This window comes from Fibrobacter sp. UWB16, from assembly GCF_900215325.1.
GTDB lineage: Bacteria > Fibrobacterota > Fibrobacteria > Fibrobacterales > Fibrobacteraceae > Fibrobacter.
In genome coordinates this window covers 40,428-62,271 of sequence record NZ_OCMS01000004.1, presented here as the reverse complement: position 1 = coordinate 62,271, position 21,844 = coordinate 40,428, and the positions used below count along the sequence as shown (strand labels likewise).

Annotated in this window: 22 protein-coding genes and 1 riboswitch; of the genes, 8 read left to right on the top strand and 14 right to left on the bottom strand. The window is 50.0% G+C overall.

Annotation, left to right across the window (positions count from 1 at the left end; translation table 11 throughout):
* Window positions 1-2: 2 nt before the first annotated feature.
* The 7 genes from CRN95_RS12455 to hisE are packed head-to-tail and all read right to left on the bottom strand — an operon-like array spanning window position 3 to window position 4,899.
* A complete protein-coding gene (locus CRN95_RS12455) occupies window positions 3-836 on the bottom strand; it encodes an ABC transporter ATP-binding protein (RefSeq protein ID WP_088630168.1) in 834 nt (277 codons plus the stop codon).
* Window position 837: 1 nt separating this feature from the next.
* The gene (locus tag CRN95_RS12450) at window positions 838-1,716 is read right to left on the bottom strand and encodes an ABC transporter permease (protein WP_088630169.1); all 879 of its coding nucleotides are present in this window, start codon (window positions 1,714-1,716) and stop codon (window positions 838-840) included.
* Entirely contained in the window at window positions 1,697-2,350 is a 654-nt protein-coding gene (gene yihA, locus CRN95_RS12445) for a ribosome biogenesis GTP-binding protein YihA/YsxC (protein WP_073424799.1), read from the bottom strand. Before yihA ends, CRN95_RS12450 begins: the two co-directional genes overlap by 20 nt.
* Window positions 2,347-2,985: a recombination mediator RecR gene (recR, locus tag CRN95_RS12440; RefSeq protein WP_235003033.1), complete on the bottom strand. Its 639-nt coding sequence runs from the start codon at window positions 2,983-2,985 to the stop codon at window positions 2,347-2,349. Before recR ends, yihA begins: the two co-directional genes overlap by 4 nt.
* Window positions 2,940-3,785 carry an EAL and HDOD domain-containing protein gene (locus CRN95_RS12435; RefSeq protein WP_235003032.1) on the bottom strand — a complete coding sequence of 282 codons (846 nt, stop codon included), beginning with the start codon at window positions 3,783-3,785 and terminating at the stop codon, window positions 2,940-2,942. The genes recR and CRN95_RS12435 overlap by 46 nt, the downstream gene beginning before the upstream one ends.
* 17 nt (window positions 3,786-3,802) lie before the next feature.
* On the bottom strand, window positions 3,803-4,642 hold the full coding sequence (gene hisG / locus CRN95_RS12430; RefSeq protein WP_088630171.1) for an ATP phosphoribosyltransferase: 840 nt from the start codon (window positions 4,640-4,642) through the stop codon (window positions 3,803-3,805).
* Window positions 4,639-4,899 carry a phosphoribosyl-ATP diphosphatase gene (gene hisE, locus CRN95_RS12425; RefSeq protein WP_014545870.1) on the bottom strand — a complete coding sequence of 87 codons (261 nt, stop codon included), beginning with the start codon at window positions 4,897-4,899 and terminating at the stop codon, window positions 4,639-4,641. Before hisE ends, hisG begins: the two co-directional genes overlap by 4 nt.
* Before the next feature lie 252 nt (window positions 4,900-5,151).
* Here hisE and CRN95_RS12420 point away from each other — a divergent pair, with 252 nt between their 5' ends.
* Complete coding sequence (locus CRN95_RS12420) at window positions 5,152-6,840, top strand: hypothetical protein (protein ID WP_097021096.1); 1,689 nt, start codon at window positions 5,152-5,154, stop codon at window positions 6,838-6,840.
* A gap of 61 nt (window positions 6,841-6,901) precedes the next feature.
* Entirely contained in the window at window positions 6,902-8,116 is a 1,215-nt protein-coding gene (locus CRN95_RS12415) for a hypothetical protein (protein WP_097021095.1), read from the top strand.
* Window positions 8,117-8,187: 71 nt separating this feature from the next.
* Here CRN95_RS12415 and CRN95_RS12410 read toward each other — a convergent pair whose 3' ends face one another.
* The 5 genes from CRN95_RS12410 to CRN95_RS12390 all read right to left on the bottom strand — a co-directional run bounded on the left by CRN95_RS12410 (window position 8,188) and on the right by CRN95_RS12390 (window position 12,956).
* A complete protein-coding gene (locus CRN95_RS12410; RefSeq protein ID WP_159462317.1) occupies window positions 8,188-9,018 on the bottom strand; it encodes a hypothetical protein in 831 nt (276 codons plus the stop codon).
* Window positions 9,019-9,107: 89 nt separating this feature from the next.
* Window positions 9,108-10,427 (bottom strand): carboxypeptidase-like regulatory domain-containing protein, encoded by a 1,320-nt coding sequence (locus CRN95_RS12405; protein ID WP_097021093.1) that lies wholly within the window; start codon window positions 10,425-10,427, stop codon window positions 9,108-9,110.
* Window positions 10,424-11,290 carry a TIGR02147 family protein gene (locus CRN95_RS12400; RefSeq protein ID WP_097021092.1) on the bottom strand — a complete coding sequence of 289 codons (867 nt, stop codon included), beginning with the start codon at window positions 11,288-11,290 and terminating at the stop codon, window positions 10,424-10,426. Before CRN95_RS12400 ends, CRN95_RS12405 begins: the two co-directional genes overlap by 4 nt.
* Before the next feature lie 162 nt (window positions 11,291-11,452).
* Complete coding sequence (locus CRN95_RS12395) at window positions 11,453-12,319, bottom strand: patatin family protein (protein ID WP_097021091.1); 867 nt, start codon at window positions 12,317-12,319, stop codon at window positions 11,453-11,455.
* 88 nt (window positions 12,320-12,407) lie between these two features.
* Window positions 12,408-12,956, bottom strand: a complete 549-nt coding sequence (locus tag CRN95_RS12390) for an NUDIX domain-containing protein (RefSeq protein ID WP_097021090.1) — start codon at window positions 12,954-12,956, stop codon at window positions 12,408-12,410.
* A 196-nt stretch (window positions 12,957-13,152) separates the two neighbouring features.
* On the opposite strand from CRN95_RS12390, the gene CRN95_RS14695 reads away from it, so the two are divergent.
* The 3 genes from CRN95_RS14695 (at window position 13,153) to CRN95_RS12380 (ending at window position 16,267) form a co-directional block, all read left to right on the top strand.
* Window positions 13,153-13,299: a MerR family transcriptional regulator gene (locus CRN95_RS14695; RefSeq protein ID WP_235003031.1), complete on the top strand. Its 147-nt coding sequence runs from the start codon at window positions 13,153-13,155 to the stop codon at window positions 13,297-13,299.
* A 32-nt stretch (window positions 13,300-13,331) separates the two neighbouring features.
* Window positions 13,332-14,396 (top strand): MBL fold metallo-hydrolase, encoded by a 1,065-nt coding sequence (locus CRN95_RS12385; protein ID WP_097021166.1) that lies wholly within the window; start codon window positions 13,332-13,334, stop codon window positions 14,394-14,396.
* Window positions 14,397-14,602: 206 nt separating this feature from the next.
* Window positions 14,603-16,267: a putative transporter gene (locus CRN95_RS12380; RefSeq protein ID WP_097021089.1), complete on the top strand. Its 1,665-nt coding sequence runs from the start codon at window positions 14,603-14,605 to the stop codon at window positions 16,265-16,267.
* A gap of 125 nt (window positions 16,268-16,392) precedes the next feature.
* On the opposite strand, the gene CRN95_RS12375 is transcribed toward CRN95_RS12380, so the two are convergent.
* Both CRN95_RS12375 and CRN95_RS12370 read right to left on the bottom strand, forming a co-directional pair.
* Window positions 16,393-17,391, bottom strand: a complete 999-nt coding sequence (locus tag CRN95_RS12375; protein WP_097021088.1) for a bile acid:sodium symporter family protein — start codon at window positions 17,389-17,391, stop codon at window positions 16,393-16,395.
* A gap of 187 nt (window positions 17,392-17,578) precedes the next feature.
* Window positions 17,579-18,856: an O-acetylhomoserine aminocarboxypropyltransferase/cysteine synthase family protein gene (locus CRN95_RS12370; protein ID WP_014545857.1), complete on the bottom strand. Its 1,278-nt coding sequence runs from the start codon at window positions 18,854-18,856 to the stop codon at window positions 17,579-17,581.
* Between the two features lie 249 nt (window positions 18,857-19,105).
* Between CRN95_RS12370 and CRN95_RS12365 the strand changes: the two genes are divergently transcribed.
* From CRN95_RS12365 to CRN95_RS12355, 3 genes are all read left to right on the top strand, one after another.
* Window positions 19,106-20,218, top strand: a complete 1,113-nt coding sequence (locus tag CRN95_RS12365) for a radical SAM protein (RefSeq protein ID WP_088630181.1) — start codon at window positions 19,106-19,108, stop codon at window positions 20,216-20,218.
* A gap of 28 nt (window positions 20,219-20,246) precedes the next feature.
* Entirely contained in the window at window positions 20,247-20,555 is a 309-nt protein-coding gene (locus CRN95_RS12360) for a hypothetical protein (protein WP_097021086.1), read from the top strand.
* A gap of 69 nt (window positions 20,556-20,624) precedes the next feature.
* Window positions 20,625-21,554: a DMT family transporter gene (locus CRN95_RS12355; protein WP_097021085.1), complete on the top strand. Its 930-nt coding sequence runs from the start codon at window positions 20,625-20,627 to the stop codon at window positions 21,552-21,554.
* Window positions 21,555-21,630: 76 nt separating this feature from the next.
* Window positions 21,631-21,841, top strand: a riboswitch (cobalamin riboswitch).
* Window positions 21,842-21,844 lie beyond the last annotated feature (3 nt).

Here is a 21,844-nt window from a genome sequence, read left to right as displayed (position 1 = left end):
AATTAAGTATTGGGTGAAACGGATTGAAGGTCGCGGAACTGGTCCTTCGAAATTTCGCTATCCGAATGGAGCCAGTAGTCAAAGGAGTGCGGCTCGGTGAGCTTTTTCTGGTGCAAGAATACGAGGTTGCAGTCCAGTTCCTTGGCAATCATGAGGTCGTGCGTGACGATGATGATGGACGTCTTGAACATCGTTCGCATGTTGTCAATCAACGGCAAGAGGTTTCGACGGTTGTAGTTGTCAAGCCCTGCGGTCGGTTCGTCCATGAGCAAAAGCTTCGGGTCCATGGCCCAGGAACGAGCGATGGCGACACGCTTTTGCATGCCCACGCTGAGCTCGTGCGGGAACATCTTCGCGAAGTTGCGTACGCGCATCAAGTCCATGGCCATGTTGACTTTCTTGGTGATTTCTTCATCGGTGCCCATCTTGTGGTAGCGAAGCGGGAGCGCAATGTTGTCGATAACTCTCAAGTTAGATATCAGGGCGGCGTTCTGTAGCACAAAACCGACTTGGCGCTTGGCCACTTCGAGTGCGGTGAGGCGTTCTGCCGGGATGTATTCGCCAAAGTAGTAGATATGCCCCTTGAGCGGGCGTGCAAGCCCTGCAATCATGCGGAGGATAGCGCTTTTGCCTTTGCCAGAGGGCCCGCCGATGCAAATTGTCTCGCCGAGTTTTAGCGTGAGGTTTGCCCCTGCGATGAGCTGGTAATCGTCACTGCTATTGCTTGCCTTTATATTCTCAAAATAGCCGACAGCCCTCGGAATCGAAAACATCGTTCCCGAGAGTTCGTTTGTCGAAAGGTAAATATCTTCAAGTCTGAGGGCTTCGTCTAGCATATTAGATAATTGCTGAAAGGTTCTGCATGTAGTCTTTAACGAAGTACATCAAGAATAAGGCGTCGGCAAAAACGATGTAGAGGAAGGACATGATGACAGAGCGGGATGTTGCCTTGGGAACTTGGCGAATATCTCGCTTGATGTTCAGTGCTTGGTAGCATGCGTTGATTGTAATGATGATGCCAAAGATAAGGGGCTTCACAATCGCAAAGACAAAGTCCGGTTTGGTGAGCGCCTTGATAATTTCTGTAGAGAGGTAGCTCCAGGTAATTTGCACGTTGGGGGCGTTTCCGGTAATGAAAATGATTCCCTTCGTAAGGAGGAATCCTGCTCCGATAGCGCTTGTACTAAAGATGATATTCATGATGATCATTGCGATAGTACCACCAATTACGCTAGGCATGACAAGGTAACGGATGGGGTTGATGCCCATGGTCGCAAGAGCGTCTACTTCGGAATTGATAACCATGCTGCCGATGTACGTGGTCAGCGAGGAGCCTGTACGGCCTGCGATGAGGAACGCTGTGAAGATGGGACTCAGTTCGCGGATGATGATCACCACGATGAGGGTGCCGATGTTATTTGAAAAGCCCATCTTGTCCATGAGGGAGAATAGGTAGATAATGACGACGGTTCCGAACAACGTAGCGACGGCAAAGAGCGGCGGAAAAATTTCGACACCGGTGAAGAACGTCTGCAAGATGATGTTGCGGGAGTCGCTCTTGAAGTTGTGGCTTTTGTCGAAAAGGGACGCTACTGTGCGGAGAAACAGGGCTATGAGCTGCCCCATTCTTGTTTTCAAGATGAATATCCCGAGCGTGTGGAATAAACGCCCGACGGGAGTCATCTTTTGCCAGTTTTTAAGTCGCGTCTTTTCCATTATCGCTATGTATTGCCTCTAGGATTTCGGTCCAGAGTTCATCGAGCCCGGTTTTTTTGAGTGAACTGACGCAAAGTGGCTTTTGGTCGAGGTCCAGGCGCTGCTGGATGTCGCGGAGCCCCTTGGCGAGTTCGGATTGGTTCACCTTGTCTCGCTTGCTAGCGACAACCAACACGGGGCAGCCCGTGGCGCGGATGCTTTCGACTGTCTCGATGTCGATGGGCGTTCCTCCGTGGCGGATATCTACGAGGTAGATAAGTCCCTTGAGGTCCTTGCACTTCTCGACGTATTCTCGGATAAAGTCGGACATCTGGTCGCGCTTTGCATTGTTGACTTTAGCGAACCCTACACCTGGTAAATCTACAAGAAAAAATTCGTCATTGACTTTGAAAAAATTCAATTCGCGCGTTTTTCCGGGGGTCGAACTGATTTTCACGAGCTTTTTCTGGCCCATGAGGGTGTTCATGAGCGAGGACTTGCCCACATTGGAGCGTCCGAGGAAGGCAATTTGCGGGAGATGTTCTTCGGGGAGACCCTTGAGGTTCACGGCGGCCTTGACAAACTTTGCCGAACGGACAGTGTAACCGCCAACTTCGACGGGGGCCTGGTGGACGACTTTTTCTTTTGTACTCATAAGGAAACTCTCCCTTCGAATGCGCGAAGCATGGTAACTTCGTCGATGAATTCCAGGTCGCTGCCCATCGGGATGCCGCGGGCAAGGCGGGTGCGTTTGACGTTGACGCCGGCGAGCATGCGGTCGATCATGAGTGCTGTGCTGTCGGCTTCGGGGCTAGAACCGAGTGCAAGGACCAGCTCTTCGATGTTTTCTGCTTTGATGCGTTCCACGAGTTGCGGCAGGTGGAGCGCTTCGGGGCCGATGCCGTCGAGCGGGGAAATCACACCGCCGAGGACAAAGTAAAGGCCTTTATGGACAGACGAACGTTCGAACGGCAGAATGTCCGAATTCTTTTCGACAACGCAAATGGACTTGGCGCCTTCGCGGGCCCTGCATGTGGGGCAGATGTCTTCGTCGGTGAAGGCGTGGCAGCGCGGGCACGGGTGGACCTTTTCGGCGGCCTGCATTAAGCTATCGGCAAAGCGTTCGACATCGCCTTTCTTGCGCGAAAGCATGTGGTAGGCGAGGCGGCGTGCCGTCTTCAGGCCAATTCCCGGGAGGGAGGCGAATTCAGAAATCAGGTTTTCTAGGCTTTGCGGTTCTACGTTCATGAGCGGGAGTCCAAATGCGCGTACAGCATGATCGTGAGCCATTCCTGGATGTGCTTCATGCCCACCCAGACGATGGCGCCTTTGACGCTTTCGATGACGGGCTTGTTGCGCACGTCAGAATTCACGAACTGCAAAAGGTTCGCCGAAATGTCCGGGTGCTTGTCGAATTCATCGCAGAGGACTTCGAGCGTCGGGCGTGTGCGCAAGAGCTTGATGATTTCTAGGATGGCGGCAGATGTTGCGTCGATCTTTTGGCCTGTTACGATTTCGGGTTTTGCAAAATAGAATCCCTGGAAGTAATCGTAGCCGATGTCTTTGCAACGTTTGTATGTCGGTTCGTCTTCGACTTTTTCGGCGAGCAGCTTGATATTTCTTGCCTTGAAGAACTGCGATGCTTTCTCGATGTCCTCAGGCGAGTTGTCGACCAGGTCCATCTTCACGTAAGAGACATGTTCGAACAATGGCTCAAAACGGCGGATGTATTCGTCGCTCATGATAAAGTCATCGAGAGCAAGTTCAAAGCCGAGAGACTTGTGGCGCTGAATGGCGCGGATGAGGTTCTCGTCTACAGCGACGTCTTCGAGAATTTCGAGGACGAAGCGGTCGGGGTTTAAAAGCCCGAATAAGTTGTCGAGGAGAATCTCGCGACTGCAGTTGATGAACGCCTTACTTTCACCGACGAGGCGTGTAAGCCCGATGCTGTTCAAGATGTTCTCGAGCACCTGGGCGGTCGCCTGCAAGTCGCTTGCGATTATTGCGGTATCGCTACTTGGCGAGTCTCGGAATAGCAATTCATACGCGAAGATGTTTCCATCTCGGTCAAGAATTGGTTGACGTGCCAAGTAAGCGAGAGATTGCATTAGATACGTGCGCTTTCGATGCCGAACAGGAGGATGCTACGGGCGCCTGCGTCCCAGAGCTTGTCCATGATGGCGTTGGCTTCTTCGCGCGGCACCATGGCCTTCACGGAGTACCATTCACGACCGTGGAGCTTCGTCACTGTCGGGGCGTCGAGACCCGGAGTCATTTCGCAAGCCTTAGAGAGAAGTTCGGAGGGGCAGTCGTACTCGATCATCATGTACGTCTGGGCGACGAGCTTGCCCTGGATGCGGCGGATGAGCGTGTTGACTTCTTCGAGTTCTGTCTTCTGCGGGTTGCAGAAAATGGCCGCATTAGAGCGGAAGAGCGGTTCGCCGATAATACGGAGACCGGCCTGCTTGAGCGTTGTACCCGTTTCGACAACGTCCACGATGGCGTTTGCGACACCGAGGCTCACGGAAATTTCGACGGCGCCTTCGAGCACCACGAAGTCCATCTTCTTCTTGTAGTAGCCTTCCACGATGTTCGGGAAACTTGTCGCGATGGTGGCGTCCTTCAGTTCGGCAAGGCTCTGGATCGGGCTTTCGTTCGGGACTGCAGCGCAGAGCTTGGATGCGCCAAAGGGCAAGTCCAAAACCTTCACTGCCGGGCTCTTGGCTTCGGCGTTGAAGTCGATACCCGTGATGCCTGCGTCGATGATACCGCGACCCACGTACATCGGGATGTCGCTTGGACGCAGGAAGAAGAATTCGATGCCGTTCTTGGAATCGATCTGGGTCAAAGTCTTGTAGGGCTTGGATGCCTTGTAACCGCAGGCCTTGAGGAGTTCCTGGGTCGGTTCAAAAAGCATGCCCTTGTTCGGGAGAGCTACCTTAATCATAGTTTTGCGTACACTTCTTCGAGGGTGAGACCTTTTTCTGCCATCATGACGGCAACATAGTAGAGCACTTGAGAAAGTTCGAGGCACTGGGCGTCGCGCGATTCAAAGCGAGCGGCCATCCAGCTTTCGGCGGCTTCTTCGACGAGCTTCTTGCCGATGCCATGCGGACCCTTCTTGAAGAGTTCCGTGGTGCCCTTGCCTTCCGGCATGTCTTTCTTGCGCTGGCAGGCCAGTGCGTACATTTCTTCAAACGTCATAATTAGACCTCTTTAGTTTTACACGCCCAAAGATAAAAATTTTAATTAGCTTCGCTTGTGAAGCTCTGCTTTTTGAACGCAAAAATGTACGTCATGCGGCCGTGGCCCGTGGCCGACGCTTTTAGTGAAAATGCTTGGAAAAAACGTTGATTTGTCATGCCCGCCGCCGAGCGGGCTTCTCCTTGTGCAAAATGTCATGCCCCACTTGATGGGGCATCTCCTTTTTGACGAATTTATATTTATATTCTCACTATGAGTTGGTTTGATCGTTCGGTATTTGGGGTGAGCCTGTTTGGGGCTTGTGTGTTCTCTGCGTCTTTGGCGTGGGCTAACCCTTCGGAAAATATGAAGGTGAAAAAAATCATCTACACCGAAGAAATGCTCCAGTCTTCGGTTCCTGAGGGATTGTCTAGAATCCGCTCCAGTATCAGTACTGTATCGTTTTCTTCGGGTGAACGCTATTTTCCTGTGCTGCTTGTATCGACTGCTGATTACAAGTCTATTGACTCCGCATTTGTATTTCGGATGTTCAATGAAGAGGGCTTTCGTGAAAACGGCTATTATGGCAGCGTAAGAGATTACTTTATTTCAAGTTCTGCTGGACAGTTTAAGCCGACGTTTGATATTTACCCCATAACACTTTCAAATAATTTTAGTAGCTATCAAAGTGATGCTTCTTTCATTTTGCCAGCGCTAGATTTGCTCGTGGAACGCAATGATTTCAAATCCCGCGCAGATAAATACGAAAGTACAATCCCTTTTATGATATTGCATCCGTTATTCAAGGATGATGCTGAAAAAAGCTGTGACGGTTTCTTTAATCATGCATTTTCACTACGTTATAGTGCTAATAAAATTTATTCAAAGAATGGCTACCGTTTTAATGATTATGCGTTTGTCGCACAGAAAGCTAAGGGAAAGTCCAGTTCAACAAATTCAAAAGATGTCGATATGTTGGGCTCCTATGTCCACGAGTTTAGCCACGTGATAGGTCTTTATGATTTGTATAGTGCTGATGAAAATGGTTATGCGACACTAGGCCCCTTGCCTTATGATGTGATGTCACTTGGCTGCTATAACGGGGATGGAAATTATCCGCCGGTATTTTCTGCGTTTGAACGCGAATCGATGGGCTGGCTTAAGCCTATTGAAATTGAGAATAGCGACAGCATCTATGAACTGAAAAATATTTCGGGAATGCAGGCTTATGCGGTGTCGAATCCAAATCACCCGAATGAGTTTTACCTTATCGAGTATCGCCCGGCTGTGGGCTTTGATTCGAAAATAGAGAAGTCGTATTACAGTGGTCAACAAGGTAAAAATGGAGTTTTTATCTGGTATTTCGATTATGATGAAAACGCTTTTGCGTCTAACAATCCGAACAAGAATGCGGCCCATCAACGAGCCGAAGTACGTGCGGTTCTTAATAAAAACCAAGAATATTTTTCCAATTTCAGCTTTGTGAATAAAAGCGGCAAGGCCGGGATAGAAGGTGTCTTCAACTTTGTCTTTGACGGGAATGACCGCGTCTGCTTTACGGTGAATCGTTCTAAAATTTTGGATAAGTGCCCTGATATCGCTTCGTCCAGTTCCGAGGCTTTATCGAGCTCTTCTGAAACATTGCCAAGCTCGTCATCGATTTCGAGTTCCTCAGTCGTATTCTCGAGTTCGTCTTCATTAGGAAGTGTCGGGGTGCTCGGTCATCGCTTGGTGCCTGGAATGCAAATGCATGTTGCGCATGGAATGCTGAATGTCGAAGTCCCCATGCCGGGCAAAAAGACGCTCCGTTTTTACGATGCCATCGGGAACATGCTCGGGATGCATTCGTTTGTTGAATCGTCTGCATCTGTCGATATTTCTGGGGTGAATCGCCCCGCCTATGTGCGACTTGACTTGAATGGACAGCTACTGTTTGCAAAACGAGTCAAGAGTTTGCCATAATAAATCGGCAAAAAATTGGAGTTAACTATATTTTGAATAGTTAACTAGGATGAGGAATCGGATGAAGAACATTTGTCTATTGGGGAGCGCATTTGCTCTTGCTTTGCTTGGTTGCGCATTTACGAGAGGCGACAACGTCTCCAAGGCTGAAAATTTTCAGGGTAAGACGGGTATTATTGGCGTGTTCCGCCAGCCTGCCTATTATTGTGGCGAAGGTATTCCGCATACAATGGTTCTTGGCGGCAAGTCCATTATTGTAAAGCCCGCCTTTAGCAGCGAACAGGAAAATGTGTTCTTCAGCGAAATGAAGCCTGGTGTGGCTACACTTACGGAATACAATTACACTTGTGGCGAAAACGAAAACAAGATGCAGCTCGATACGACAGGGGCAGGGAATGAACGCTTCCCGACGTCAGTTGTGATTCCGGAAAAGGGATTCTGCAAGGTCGTTGTCTCGTTTATGGAAGGCGATACGCTGTTTACTTACAATGGCGACATCTTGAGTGAACAGTTCGCGAAGGCTGAGGTGGCAGTGAATACCGACAGCATTCCGTATTGCGAAATCCGTGATAACAAGGGCCAAAAAATCTCGATGGTCAATCGCGATTCCGTTCTGGATGTGAAATATGCAAATGCCGTCAAGGATGCTTCTGAGGCTCTTGAAGAAGAAAAATTCACGGTCGTGACGCTTGATGATTACAGCGACAAGGTCACATGGAATGCCGATAAGTCTAAACTCCTCGTGGTAACGCTCACATCGGATCCCGAGACTTATAAGGATGGCGAATTTGTCAAGTCGGATAGCGTTGTGTGGGTCGTAAACGAGAAGGAACTGTTGTTGTGGTTCCAGGACCGCAAGGATAGCGTTCGCAACTGGGATTTGCGATTCAAACAGCTGTTTGGCGAACCGAGAACTTCCAAGGCGACGCATATGGCGTTCTTGTGGGTGAAACCGGATGACTTGATGCGCCCTGCATATGTGCCCGACGTGAAGGCTTACGATATGCGCACGGCGTTTGAAGGCGAACTCAGCAATGATGCCGAAATTTCGGAACGCATGATGTGGTTCAAGAACTGGTTTGACGCTCGAGCATCCAAGATTTACACGGGACCGGATGCACGCCCGTGGACGCGCTTAGGTTATACGTACGACTGGGGCAGCAAGGGCGACAAGTACGGCCTTACGGAATTTATTGTAGTGCCCGGTGCTGGAATGGATGTACGCTTTACGCGCAATCTGAAGTTCATCGCCAACTGGATGAAGGACCGTAAGTAGTAGGAAGTAGGAAGCCGGAAGCTGTCGCGCTGTCATGCCGGACTCCGTTCCGGCATCGCCTTTCTCGCAATTTAGAAGTGCGATACCGTTACCCGCCATAGTTTTTGGCGGGCTTCTTTGTATTTACGCTCGAATGCTGTTTCCGGTTTCTCGGGATCAAAACTTTCGCACTTAATTGTCATTCCCGCTGCATCTGTTATTCCGGCCTCCTTGTCACCCCGGACTTGTTCCGGGGCGGAATCTCCTTTAGCGGCTTCGTCGTAGACAATTCTCGCAGCTTCGGCAAATTCCCGGGCGTAGATTTCCCAGTTCGTGCGAAGTTCAATCGTCTCACCGAGCGCAAGGAGCGTCGGGAAAATCGGGTGCATGTGGAAACGTCTCGTGGCCTCGCTCTGCTTTGGCCACGGGTTCGGGTAATACACAGCATGGTACGGAATGGTCCACTTGCCCGATTTCACGTGTTCTAATGCGAGTCGCCAAAAGTCCAGAAGCTCGGCGCGAATCCAGAATGCATTTGCGGGAACGTCTTCGCCCGCCGTTTGCGATGGGTTGCCGGCTTTGTTTAGGCGGGCGCAGGACTTGTCTATCCCGATGACGGGAATGCCCGGAAAGCGGCGAGCGATGTGGATTGTACTTTCGCCTGTTCCGCAACCGGAATCTAGAATTACGGCGACCGGCGCAGTCTCCGCATTTGCACCGGGGGCGCCATCGCGTATTGCATTTGTCACCCCGGACACCATGTCATCCCGGCCTTGTGCCGGGACGGGGTCACCTTTCTTCTTTTCATTTGTCATCCCGGACTCCGTTCCGGGATCACCTTTTTCAGCAGTTTCGTAGAACTTCCGTACGAATTCTTCGACTTGTGCAAATGCTTTTCGCGTGTGGTCTGCGATAGGACGCAAAAAAGTTGTCCGCGCGTATTTGCGGACAACTTTTTCAAGATCTTTGTGCAGAGTCTCTTGATTCGATGTAACTGAATTTGCGCCCGGCATTATTCCTGCTTCCAGATGTCCAGCAGGTCTTGCCCGATGAGCTCAAAGTTATCTAAGTGGAGTTCTCCGTCGTCGTGGAACACGATTGAGAACGATGAGACCTTTTTGCGGTCTTCTTCGTTTGGCAAAAGGTCTGCCCAAGCGTACTGGAGCTTAGCCTTGCTTTTTGGAAGCGTGATCGGGTATGCCGTTAATGTCACGCCGTTGGCTTCGTCCAAAATCTGGATTTCAGCATTTCCTGAACCCCAAGCGTCAAACGCGACAGAATCAACCATGCTCAAATCGGTAGTCGTGTACATGCCTTTGAAATACAGCTTTATGAATGCAAAAGGCGCGGTTTCTCCGATGGATGTTTCTGGGAAATCGAATTTGACGTTGACTTCTTTGCCGCCTTCATTGTCGTCTTGGATGACTGCAATGAATGGATGTTTTCCCTTGAGATCCTGGGGAATTTCTGGATATACGTTAATGGTGTCAACAGCGATAAATGGAATTGTGTTGGCAAGTGTCGTCGTGAGCAACAGCCAGTAATAGCCGGAGTAACCCATTATGTTTTCCGGTACATAAATATGGAAGTTGTCACCATCTTCAAAGTCGTCGATGAGGAGTCTTTCGTTTTTCGAAACCGGAGTCGGAGGAATGGAATCCTGCGGCTTGAGTGTCGTGACGGAATCGCCTGCATCAGTTTCAACAGAGACCTTCACCGTGTCGGCGGTTTCTGTCGGGATAATCACCATGTTTAGATGACCTGCTGGGAGACCGAAGATTTCAAACTTGCCATTTGTGATGGCTGCTGAATGGTCGAGACCGCGGAACTTGACAAAGCCGTTCATGTTCTTTATGCTTTCGTCCGTGTTGCCAATAAAGTCGGCAATTGAACCGCCGATAAAGACTGACTTCTGCAAGTTCTGCTGGCCGAGTGCAACGTCGCTTACGGTATCCTTGACATCCACAGGGAGCTGGAGCGCAAGTGCGGATTCATCAAGGGAGGCTTCCATCGTGTAGTTGCCAATGGCGACGTTTTCGATAGAAACAAAGCCGTTTGAGTCTGCGGTAGCCGTATAGCCTTGACCGTCGAGGCTGTTGTGCTCGACGAGCTTGACGCGTGCGTTTGCCGCAGGTGCATTTGCGATAAGAATCTGTGCAGTGATGGCGTTACCGGCTTCTGTACCGCTCGGGCCGCCGCCTGCAACTTCAGAACCACCGCAGGCGCAAAGCGAGAACCCGATTGCAAGCGGTGCAATCAGCGAAATCAAGCGTCTGTTGTTGTTCTGCTTCAAGTCCATACCCTTAATATATAATTTCTTTTTGAAAATCATTTTGCACCTCCTTTGTTTTCGGGCGAGGTAGGGCCTGTTGCCGGGTCGGCTACCTTGTCGGAGAGGGGGTACATGGCAATGTTCAGTGCGTAAACGCGGTCGGCGCGTTCGCTCTTGCGGGCAAATTGCAAAAGCCCACGACGGAATTCTTCAATCTTGTGCTTGATTTCGGGCAGGTCGGATTCATCAGCGGTGAATACCACGCTCGAAATGTCGCGTTCTTCGGGCTTGTGACGGTCGAGCGATTCCTGCGCAAGTTCCATTGTGTGTCTGTGGAAACTGCGGACTGCAGAACTCTTGACTTCGCCGCCAGTACTGATAATCTGGTCGGTGATGTTCCAGCCGCCGGTACCGTCCGGGACGACGAGCCCAAGCTGCTTCAAGATGCCGAGCGCGTTGCGGGCGTCATCCTGCGAAATGGGCGGGTTCAAATGCTTGCCGAGGCTAGCAATATCGCTGGTGTCCTTCGTGATGCCGATGAGGGCGCGGAGAGCTGCACATGCCCAGCTGCCAAAGTAGGCGAGTTCCGGTTCCGAAAGCACGCGCGTTTCAAGGGAACGGAGTTCCAGGAGCTTGTAGTAAAGCTCGGAGAGCGTCTGCTTTGCTTTGGTCTTGTTGAACCTGTAAAGGGTCTTGAAATATTCTGCCCTTCGATCGTCTAGGCCGCAAATCCTGATGAACACGGGCAGGGTGCTCTCGTTCAGATGGCCTTCTTTTTGGAAAACTCGAACAAGCCAGGCCGGGTCCACGCCGGTTTTCTGGCCGAGATAGCGGTACGAGGTGAACGGGTTGTCTTTTTTGGTCTCGACAAACCAGTCCTTGAGGTACTCGCGGTATTCCAGGTAGTCTAATACTTCAGGCATACCCTATAATCTATATTATTATAGGGCCGTGTTGCGAAAACGTGTTGAGAAAATGGGCTTCGCGTTGTAAAATTTTCAACGAGCGTTGTAAATTGCCGTTTTTTCGCGAAAAAACGGGCTTTTCAGAAGTGTCATCCCGAGCGAAGTCGAGGGATCCAGTGACTATCCCTCTAAAAATTTCAGCAATTCCGGCATTTTGTTGTGCGCGTCTTCCTTGCCGAGCTCGTAAAGTTCCGCAATTTTCTTCTTGTTGCTCTCGATGTCCGAAATTTTGATGAGACGGCTTGGGCGGTAGATGAAGACTTTGCCCTCAGATTCGAGTTTTGCGAGCTTGTCGAGCGCCTGGTTGTAGCGGATATGGCGTGTGGCGACCGCTTCGACGAATTTCGGGTAATGACGGAAGGCCAGTTTCACCAGCGGGAGAGCCTTGTTGATCTTTTTGCGGTAACCGAGCGGACGTGTGAGGATTACGACCGCGCGTTCAAAACCGCTTTTGAACATAGGCTCGAACGGGATGCTGTCGGCAACGCCGCCATCCAGGAACTTTTTCCCGTGGATCTTGACGATTTTGCTTAAAATCGGGAGGCTGGCCGAAGCGCGGATGCGGTTCATGTCGTCTTCGTTACGGTAGTCCAAAATGCGCGGATATTCGGCAAGGCCGGTTTCAACGTCTGTCATGCAGACGCGGAATTCGGTCTCTTGGCACTGGGCTGCAAACTTGTCAAATTCAAACGGGTCGATTTTGTACGGAATTTGCTTGTAGCAATAGTCAAAAGCAAAGTAGTCGCCTGTAAAAAGCAGGTTCCTGAAGCTCATGTAGCGCGGGCTCTTGGAGTGCACGGTATCGACGCGGAAGTTGCGCCCGATTTGTCCTGAGAGAAAACTGCACAGGTGCGTGGCGCCTGCCGATGTGCCACAGGCCCCGCCAAACTTGATTTCTTTGTCGGCGAGCACGTCAAGAACTCCGCCGGCATACGACCCGCGTAAACCGCCGCCCTCGACAACAATGGCTGTGTTTTTGTACTTCATGGCGTCATCCCTCGTAGACGAATTTGTTAATGCAATCCCAATTTTATAAAGCTATAAAAATTGTGGACTGGTTTTCCCTACTTAATGCTTATTTTTGTTTATCCAGCAGGGAACGGATCCAATCGTAATCCTTGGGATGGCTTACGAATTTTTCGGGCAGCTTCGCTAGTTCTTCCAAAAATTCGGCTGGGGTCATCCAGATGAATTCGTCGACCTCTCCCGGCTGCGGGACGAGATGCGCGGCTTCGTCGTCGGATAGCGTTATTTTGTACGTGTCATAGTATTCGTTATCGAAATACGTTTTGTTGTTCAAAACGTTCTCGTGAGTCGCTTCGAAAAGGTATTCCAGGTCTTCGGGGCGCTTGTGGACGCCCATTTCTTCGCTGAGCTCGCGGATGGCTGCGTTTCGGCTGTTGTCGCCTGCGGTGATGTGCCCTGCGCAACTGGTGTCGAGCAAGTTCGGGTTGTTCTCCTTGAGGTGGCTCCTCTGCTGGAAAACGATTCGACCGTTCTTATCGAATGCCCAAATGTGTACGGTGCGGTGCCAAAGGCCTTTCGCATGGACCTCTGTCCTTCCGCGGGAATACCCCGCTGGAGTGCCGTCGCTGTTCAAAATGTCAATCATCTCTTCTGGCATGTCTACCCGCCCGAAAAAAACTTGTTGCAGTATAATATAGTAATGAACGAAAATGTGTGGACGGCAAGAGAAAATTTTTCTAAGCGCAAATTTTTTCAAAAAATACCTTGACCTAGAGCTAACTCTAGATGTTATATTTTTAGAGAACATCTAAACCAAGGATGAATGGCTATGGGCAATACCGCGCAGAACGATTGTGCAAAAGAATAAATCCGGAATGCGAGCCTATTCCGATATGGATTTGCAATGGTTGACGATGATTGAATGCCTCAAGGATTCGGGGCTTCAAATCAAGAAAAAACTGTTCGAATCACCGGACGATTTTGACAAGGTAACAGGCTAGACGTGAAAAAATTAACGAAGAAAAAGAAAATTATGATTATCGCACTTTCGACCCTTTTTATTCTGGGAACCGTTGGCGTGCTGTTCCTGAACCAGGCAAAATTTGGGCGTATTCCGCAAGGTAAACGCCTTGAACGCATTAAGCGGTCGCTGCATTACGATGGCCAGAAGTTCGTGAATGACGAAAATACAGTCACGATGACGGGCGATAAGAACTTGTTTGAAACGACGTTTGAGTTTTTATTCGGCAAAAGGTCGCAAACCGTTCCCGATACAGCGCTGACGGTTGTCAAGACGGACTTAAAATCGCTACCGCAGGACCGTGATTGGATTGTCTGGTTCGGACATTCTTCGTATCTGATGAACTTGTCCGGGAAAAAGATCCTTGTGGATCCCGTGTTTTATCAGGGCTCGCCAGTAAGCTTTGTGAACAAGATGTTCAAGGGAACAGACGTTTACAAGCCTGTCGACATGCCGGATATCGATTACCTGGTGATTTCGCACGACCACTGGGATCATCTGGATTATCAGGCCGTGAAGGAACTCGAACCGCGCGTAAAGCGTGTGGTGACGGGACTTGGCGTGGGTGAACATTTTGAATACTGGGGTTACCCTGTCGAAAAACTCGTGGAACTTGATTGGTGGGAAACTGTTGACTTGGAAGCGGCTGAGGATGCAAAGTTTGTGGTGACATTGACACCTGCTAGACATTTTTCGGGGCGTGGGATAAGGCCGAATAAGTCGCTGTGGTCCTCGTTTGTGTTCAATACTCCGAAACGCACTGTTTGGATTGGTGGTGATAGCGGTTACGGCAAGCATTTCAAGAAGATTGGTGAAAAATTTGCAGATATCGACCTCGCCATTCTCGAAAACGGTCAGTACAATGAAGATTGGAACCAAATTCATGCCTTGCCTGAACAGCTCAGTAAAGAAATGCAGGACTTGAATGCCAATCGATACATGACGGTTCATCATTCCAAGTTCTGCTTGGCTTATCATTCTTATTTCGAACCGCTCGAAAACGCAAAACGCGCCGCTCAGGAATCAGGAAAGCTTGTGCTTATGCCGCAAATGGGCGAAGTAGTGTATCTGGAGTAGTTTTTGCCGAGAATCTGTAAGGGGTAGACCTTTTTGTTTGCCTTTTGTAGCGCGATAAAATTATATTAATACTAGCAACTGGAGGGGCGCAAATTGCGCAAATGCGTTATCTATCATTTTTCGTTATTAATCTAATATGAATAATCTATTAGTCATTATTAATCTCCTATGCTACATTTGGGTGCGAAAAAAAGAAGGTGTATAAAATGGACTGGCTAATTGACCTGTTTGCAAAGCCCTCTGTAGGGCAACAAGTACTCGCGCTATCCTTGACGGCTGCCATCGGCATCATGCTGGGCAAGGTCAAGGTGAAAGGCGTGAGCCTTGGGGGAGCTGGCGCTCTTTTCGTAGGAATCCTTCTCGGTCATATCGGAATGCGAATCGAGCCCAGCGTTCTTCATTTTATGCAGGAATTTGGCCTCATTCTCTTTGTCTATACAATCGGTATGCAAGTAGGCCCGGGCTTTATTGACTCCATAAAGCGACACGGTCTGGTGCTCAACATTCTTGCGGTGAGCATTGTCCTCCTGGGTGTACTTGCTACCGTTCTTATTTACTTCACGACGAACATGCACGATAACGTGCCGGTGCTGATTGGTATGCTTTGCGGTGCCGTGACGAACACCCCGTCGCTCGGTGCTGCGAATTCTGCTCTGACGGCGGCTGGCGTGGATGCTTCACTCACGGGCGTTGGCTATGCGGTGGCTTACCCGTTCGGCGTGATTGGCATTATTCTTGTGATGATTCTTGTGCGCTTGTTCTTTAGGCAAAAGCCGGAAGTCGCTGCCGCAGAATACCAGAAAGAAATTGCAGAACAGTCCAAGGAAATTGTCTCTTGCACGCTCCGTGTAGATAACGTAAATCTTGTGGGCTGCAAGATCAAGGACATTCCGGGGCTCATCTCTTCGGGTGCTGTGGTGACGCGCCATGCTCGCGATCAGGTGATTAACATGCCGAAGGGCGATATGACGCTTGAGCTCCATGACTTGGTGCATGTCGTCGGTATGCCGGACGCGATTGAGAGTTTGCAGAAGATTATTGGCGAAAAGCAAGAAAACCCGATTACGCTCCAGAAGTCAAATTTGGCGGTCAAGACGATTCTCGTGACGAACAAGAAAATTCTTGGCAAGAGCATTCAGCAGCTTGCGCTCAACGACCGCTTTGGTGTGACCGTGAGCCGCGTGACGCGTGGCGGATTCAAGTTCACCGGTCGCCTCGATATCCGCGTGAAATTTGCAGATAAGTTGCTCGTCGTCGGTACGCCGGAAAGCATTGCCGCTGCAGCAAAGGAACTGGGTGACTCGCTCACGGCGCTTGACCATCCGGAAATTCTCCCCGCATTCCTCGGCATTTTCCTTGGCGTGATTGTCGGAAGCATCCCGCTTGCGATTCCTGGCATGCCGACCCCACTCAAGCTCGGCCTTGCTGGCGGTCCGCTGATTGTCGCGATTATCCTAAGCCGTAAACGTAAGATTGGCCCGCTCAACTTCTTCATGGCGAACAGCGCAAACCTCATGCTGCGTGAACTCGGCATTACGATATTCCTCAGCTGCGTGGGCCTCAATGCCGGTATCAAGTTCTTCGATGTGCTTTTGAACGGCGACGGATTCTACTACATGGCGCTCTCGGCAATTATCACGTTCTTCCCGCTGATGATTGTAGCGATTGTTGGCAAGGCGGTGTTCAAGGTCAATTACCTCTCGCTTTGCGGTGTGCTTGCAGGTGCAACGACAGACCCTCCGGCTCTTGCGTTCGCAAACGGACTCAGCAATTCCGAAGCAACGAACGTTGGTTACGCATCTGTTTACCCGCTTACGATGTTACTGAGAATCTTGAGTGGGCAAGTGCTCGCGATACTGCTAATCTCTTAAAGCGTTGGCGAGATGCGCGATTGAATGTAAGTCAAGATGCGCGCGGCGCGATAACAGTTATTTTGGTTTTCCTGGTCATAACAAAGGGCGGCTCGAAAGGGCCGCCCTTTTCAAATGATTATTTATTAAGTTTGGGCTTTCTTCTTGTCCATGTGGGCGTAGATGCCGGCGAGGATTGTGCCACTGATGGAATGGTAGGCGCAGCTGATAGCGCATGGCACAACGCAGAGGGCGGCTTCCGGGTGGAGGGCGAGATTCTCCGGGTTGGCGAAGAATGCGCCGGCGAGGACTGTTGCCATGCCTGCGTTCTGCACGCCGACTTCAATGGAGATGGTGCGCTTCTTGGCAGTGTTGAATTTGAACAAACGACCGACACTGTAGCCGAGCACGTAACCGAGACCGTTATGCAAGAATACCACCGCGAGAATGAGCGCGATGAGTCCCATGCCGTTTGCGAAAAGCTGCGGACGCACGGTCACGATGACGCCACCGACGATTAATGCGAGGCCAATGACGCTTACAGCGGGCATGTTCGATTGAAATTCCTTGAAGCCTGCGCGCTTGCCGAAGAAGTAGTTACAGGTGAAGCCGATGAGAATCGGGAAAATCGTTACGTAAAGGATATTGAGGAACATGCCGACAGCGTTTACCTCGATGCTCGTGTCAGCAAGCCAAAGGACCAAAAGCGGAGTCATGAGCGGAGCGAGAAGCGTGCTTGCCATGGTCATGCTTACGGAGTATGTCACGTCGCCTTTAGCCAAAAAGCTCATGACATTGCTTGAAACGCCGCCTGGGCAGCAACCGACGAGAATGATGCCGATGGCCAAATACGGGTCAAGTCCAAAGAGCTTCGTGAGCGTGAATGCAACGAGCGGCATGATGGTGTATTGCGCGACGGCGCCGAGGAAAATGTCGGCCGGGCGTTTCATCAAGTTGCGAACATCGTCCATGGTAATGGTGAGGCCCATGCTGAGCATGATGATGCCGAGAATAATCGAGCTTGTGTTGCCGTGAACCCAGCCAAAAAGCGTGGGGATGAAAAATGCGATGACTGCACATGCGATGACGAAAAGCGATGTGTATGTCGATAAAAAGCGGCTAACAGCCTTTATTAAATTAAGCATTGTTATATCCTTCTTTTTGAGGTGCTCCAAATATAGGCATATACGCGGGGTGTGGCTATATAAAAATGGTGACCCCGGAATAAATCCGGGGTGACAAAAACACTTGGAATGTCATAAAAAACACGGCACCGTTTTTGCGGTGCCGTGCAGAATTTACTTGTGAAATCGCAGATTTCTCAGTTGCAGATTACACTTTTTCAAGTGCCTGCGTGAGGTCGGCGATAATGTCTTCGACATTTTCGATACCGACGCTGAAGCGGATGAGGTCCGGTGCAACGCCTGCTTCGATGAGCTGTTCGTCGGTGAGCTGACGGTGCGTGTGGCTTGCCGGGTGCAGCACGCAGCTGCGGGCGTCGGCCACGTGGGTCACGATGCAGATCATCTTGAGGCTGTCCATGAACTGGATGGACTTTTCACGACCGCCCTTGATGCCGAACGTGAGAACGCCGCACGGGAGGCCGCCCTTGAACTGCTTCTGGGCGAGTTCATAGTACTTGTCGCCTTCGAGACCAGCGTAGTTGACCCAAGCGACCTTCGGGTGGTTCTTGAGGAACTTGGCGCAGGCGAGAGCGTTTTCACAGTGACGCGGCATGCGGAGGTGCAACGTTTCGAGACCGACGTTCAGAAGGAATGCGTTCTGCGGAGACTGGATAGAACCGAAGTCGCGCATGAGCTGTGCGGTTGCCTTCGTGATGTAAGCGCCCTTGCCGAAAGCCTTCGTATAGGCGAGGCCGTGGTAGCTCGGATCCGGTTCGGTGAGGCCCTTGAAACGGTCGTGGTTTGCTTCCCAGTCGAAGTTGCCGCTGTCCACAATGCAGCCACCCACAGCCATGGCGTGACCGTCCATGTACTTGGTCGTGGAGTGGGTCACGATGTCAACGCCGAATTCAATCGGACGGCAGAGAATCGGGGTCGGGAAGGTGTTGTCGACAATCATCGGAACGCCGTGCTTGTGGGCGAGATCAGCAAAGCGCTTGAGGTCCAAGACCTTGCCTGCCGGGTTTGCGACGGTTTCGCCGAAGACGCACTTGGTGTTCGGGCGGAAAGCCTTTTCGATTTCTTCGTCAGAGGCGTCCTGGTCCACGAACGTGCATTCGATGCCGAGCTTCTTCATCGTGACGGAGAAGAGGTTGCTCGTACCACCGTAAATAGCGGAAGTGCTGATGAAGTGGTCGCCGGATTCGCAGATGTTGAAAACGGCGTAGAAGTTTGCGGCCTGACCGGAACTCGTGAGCATGGCTGCGACACCGCCTTCGAGAGCGGCAATCTTGTTAGCGACGGCGTCGTTCGTCGGGTTCTGCAGACGGGTGTAGAAGTAGCCGGAAGCCTTCAGGTCGAACAAGTCGGCCATGTCGTTGGTCGTTTCGTACTTGAACGTGGTGCTCTGGTAGATGGGGAGGACGCGCGGTTCGCCGTTTTTCGGCTGCCAACCGCCCTGAATGCAAAGAGTTTCGATTTTAGACATTTTTAGAATCCTTTATAAATTTTTTATAGCTTGTAATATAGTTAGTTTCTATAGCTCGGCCTAGTGAAAAGATTCGGATTCGTACGCGAAAATACGAAAATATGGTCGAAATTAGGGAAAAATTATAATTAGTAATAGTTTTAAACTATATCTTTGTTGTTTTTGCACTATATGTAATAAATTAATTTTACATTTTTGTGAATTTAATTGTATTATATTGTTGATATAATTTTATTATAAATTTTTGGTATGAATTTATTGTTGAGCTTAACAGAACGGTGCAACCTTCGCTGTAGTTATTGCTATTATAAGGATAGTCAGATCGATCGCAAGATAGATATGAGTGACGAAATTCTAGAAGCGTCACTGCGTTTGGCGCTTGAAAGAACGATTGATCAAAAGCAGAGCTTTTTTAATATAACCTTTTTTGGGGGCGAACCCCTTTTGCGCATGGATGCAATCCGCTGGTCGGTGCGCTTTGTTAAAAAGTTTGTAAAAGAGAATCGTAGCAGATTCCCCGAAGATTTCCAGTATGGCTTCCATGTCAATACAAATGGAACGCTGTTGACCGATGAAATTTGCAAGTTCCTGAAAAAGGAAAATTTCAAGATATTCCTTTCTTTGGATGGCCCTGAAAGGAAACACAATATTTCAAGGCGCACCGTGGATGGCAAGGGCTGTTTCAAGCTGATTTCGCCGAATATTCCATTCCTTACGCAGATGCGTACTTCTGTGATTTCGGTGGTGACGCGCAAACATGTGCGTGGTCTTAGCCGTGCTGTGGAGTGGCTTTTTGACCAGGGCTTTAAAAGCGTGACGACTGCTGTTGATTTCGATGGCAAGTGGACGGGCGAGGATTTTGACGCCCTTGCGTATGAATACCAGAAAATGGCGCTTTTGTGGCTCAAGTACAGAAAGCAAGAAAAAGATTTTTATTTGGGCACGATTCAGGATAAAATCTCCTTTAGATTGCTGGACGTGAGGCAAAAGGAATATTCCTGCTTTATTTTTAAAGGCGGCCTTGGAATTTCGGCAAATGGGCAAGTGTTCCCGTGCAGCCGCTTTATCACTAGCGCCGAAGATGCAAAATATAAACTAGGTTCTGTTTTTGATAGTAAAAACAAGCTGTTTAACGGGGCTGTTGCAAAGGATCTGCGCAATTATCTGAAACACGATAAGCCAGAATGCGATGGGTGCGCCATTCGATACAGGTGCTCTGCGCATGAGTGTGGTTGCAATGCTTTTTATACGACGGGCTCTGTTTACAAGGTTTCGCCTGAGGTGTGTACGCACGAACGCATTTTGGCTGCGATTTGCGACGAGGCCTTGGCTAAAAGACAAGAACTCGGAGAACTTTTTTAACACATAACAAATAACCAAGGAGAAAAAAATGGCTACTGCAAAGAAAGCTGTCGCTACAAAGAAAACCGTTGTTGCCAAGAAGACCGTCAAGGCCGCTGAAGTGAAGAAGGCTGTTGTGGCTACGAAGCCTGCCAAGGTTCGTAGATGGGGCGGCGAAGCCGGTGACCTCGTTGTCGATGATATGATCAAGCAATTGACCGAGCTCAAAACTTCTATGAAGAAGTTCCCGCGTGGCTGGAATGGTGGTGAAAGATTCGAAAAGGGCGCCGCTGAACTTAAAAAGATTGTCGCTACGAATCTTAGAGCTGGTGAAAGACTCGCTAAGAAGGCTAAGTAAGTTTTTCTTCCTTAATGAACAAAATCAGTCCATATTTTTGTGGGCTGATTTTTTTTATCTTTGGCGGTGATGAAACCGACCCGTAACAGTCTCGCTTTTTGGCACGCCCTTGCGATTGGGACGATTGCGTTTTGGGGCACGAGTTTTGTGAGCACGAAGGTGCTCTTGAATCACGGCTTCTCGGCGGTGCAGATTTTCACGTTGCGCTTTACGGTGACGTACTTGCTGCTGCTCGCGATGACGCATAAACAATTCCGTTGTGAAAACTGGAAGCACGAACTGATTTTGTGCTTGTGCGGGCTCACGGGTTGCACGCTTTACTTTTGGGCGGAGAATACAGCGCTCTCGATTTCTCCATCGAGCAATGTCTCGTTGATTGTCTGTACGAATCCGCTTTTGACGATGATTTTTGGCGGGCTCATTTACAAAAGCGAACGCCTTTGTAAGCGACAGATTCTCGGGTGTGTGATTACGTTTATCGGCATGGTGCTTGTGGTGCTGAATGGAAAGTTTATTCTAAAACTTTCGCCGGTGGGCGATTTGCTCGCGTTCAGTTCGGCATGCATGTGGACGATTTATTCCTTGATTGTGCGTCCGCTCAATGAAAAATACTCTACGCTTTTTATAACGCGAAAGATGTTTTTCTATGGCGCGCTCTCGTCAATAATCATTATGCTTGGCGAAACCGCGATTGCTCCAAACGAGGCCGGCGCTGGGCATTTCCTTGGAGTCCCGTGGCAGAACTTTGCAGAACCGGTCGTGTCGCTCAACTTCCTTTGCCTTACGGTGTTCTCGTCGTTGTTTGGGTACCTGATATGGAATATGGTACTGAAGCAAATTGGAACGGTGCTCGCAAGCAATTACATATACGCAATTCCGCTCGTGACGATTATTACAGCGGTGATTGCTCTTGGGGAGCGTATCACGTCGGTCGCGATCGCGGGTGCTGTCGCCATTGTTGCGGGCATGGTTCTTGCGGAGTGGAAACCGCGAATGTAAGATTTCATGAAAGGGAGATGCCCGTTCGGTGACGGGCATGACGGGGGATGACAATGCCCCGAATTGTTTACTATATTTTTCATAGGTAATGCCTTATGCGGTAAAACGCTGTATCGTGTCACCGCTGATTCGATATAAGAGAATCCCGTGAAAGCCGGGAACGGTCTCGCCGCTGTAAGGGAGGACGAAACCAGCATAAACCAATGCTTGCCGCAAGGTGGGTGTGAAGGGGCTGGAAGTAGAGTGATCCCCGAGTCAGAAGAACTGTAAGGCACAACGGGCGCTTTGCG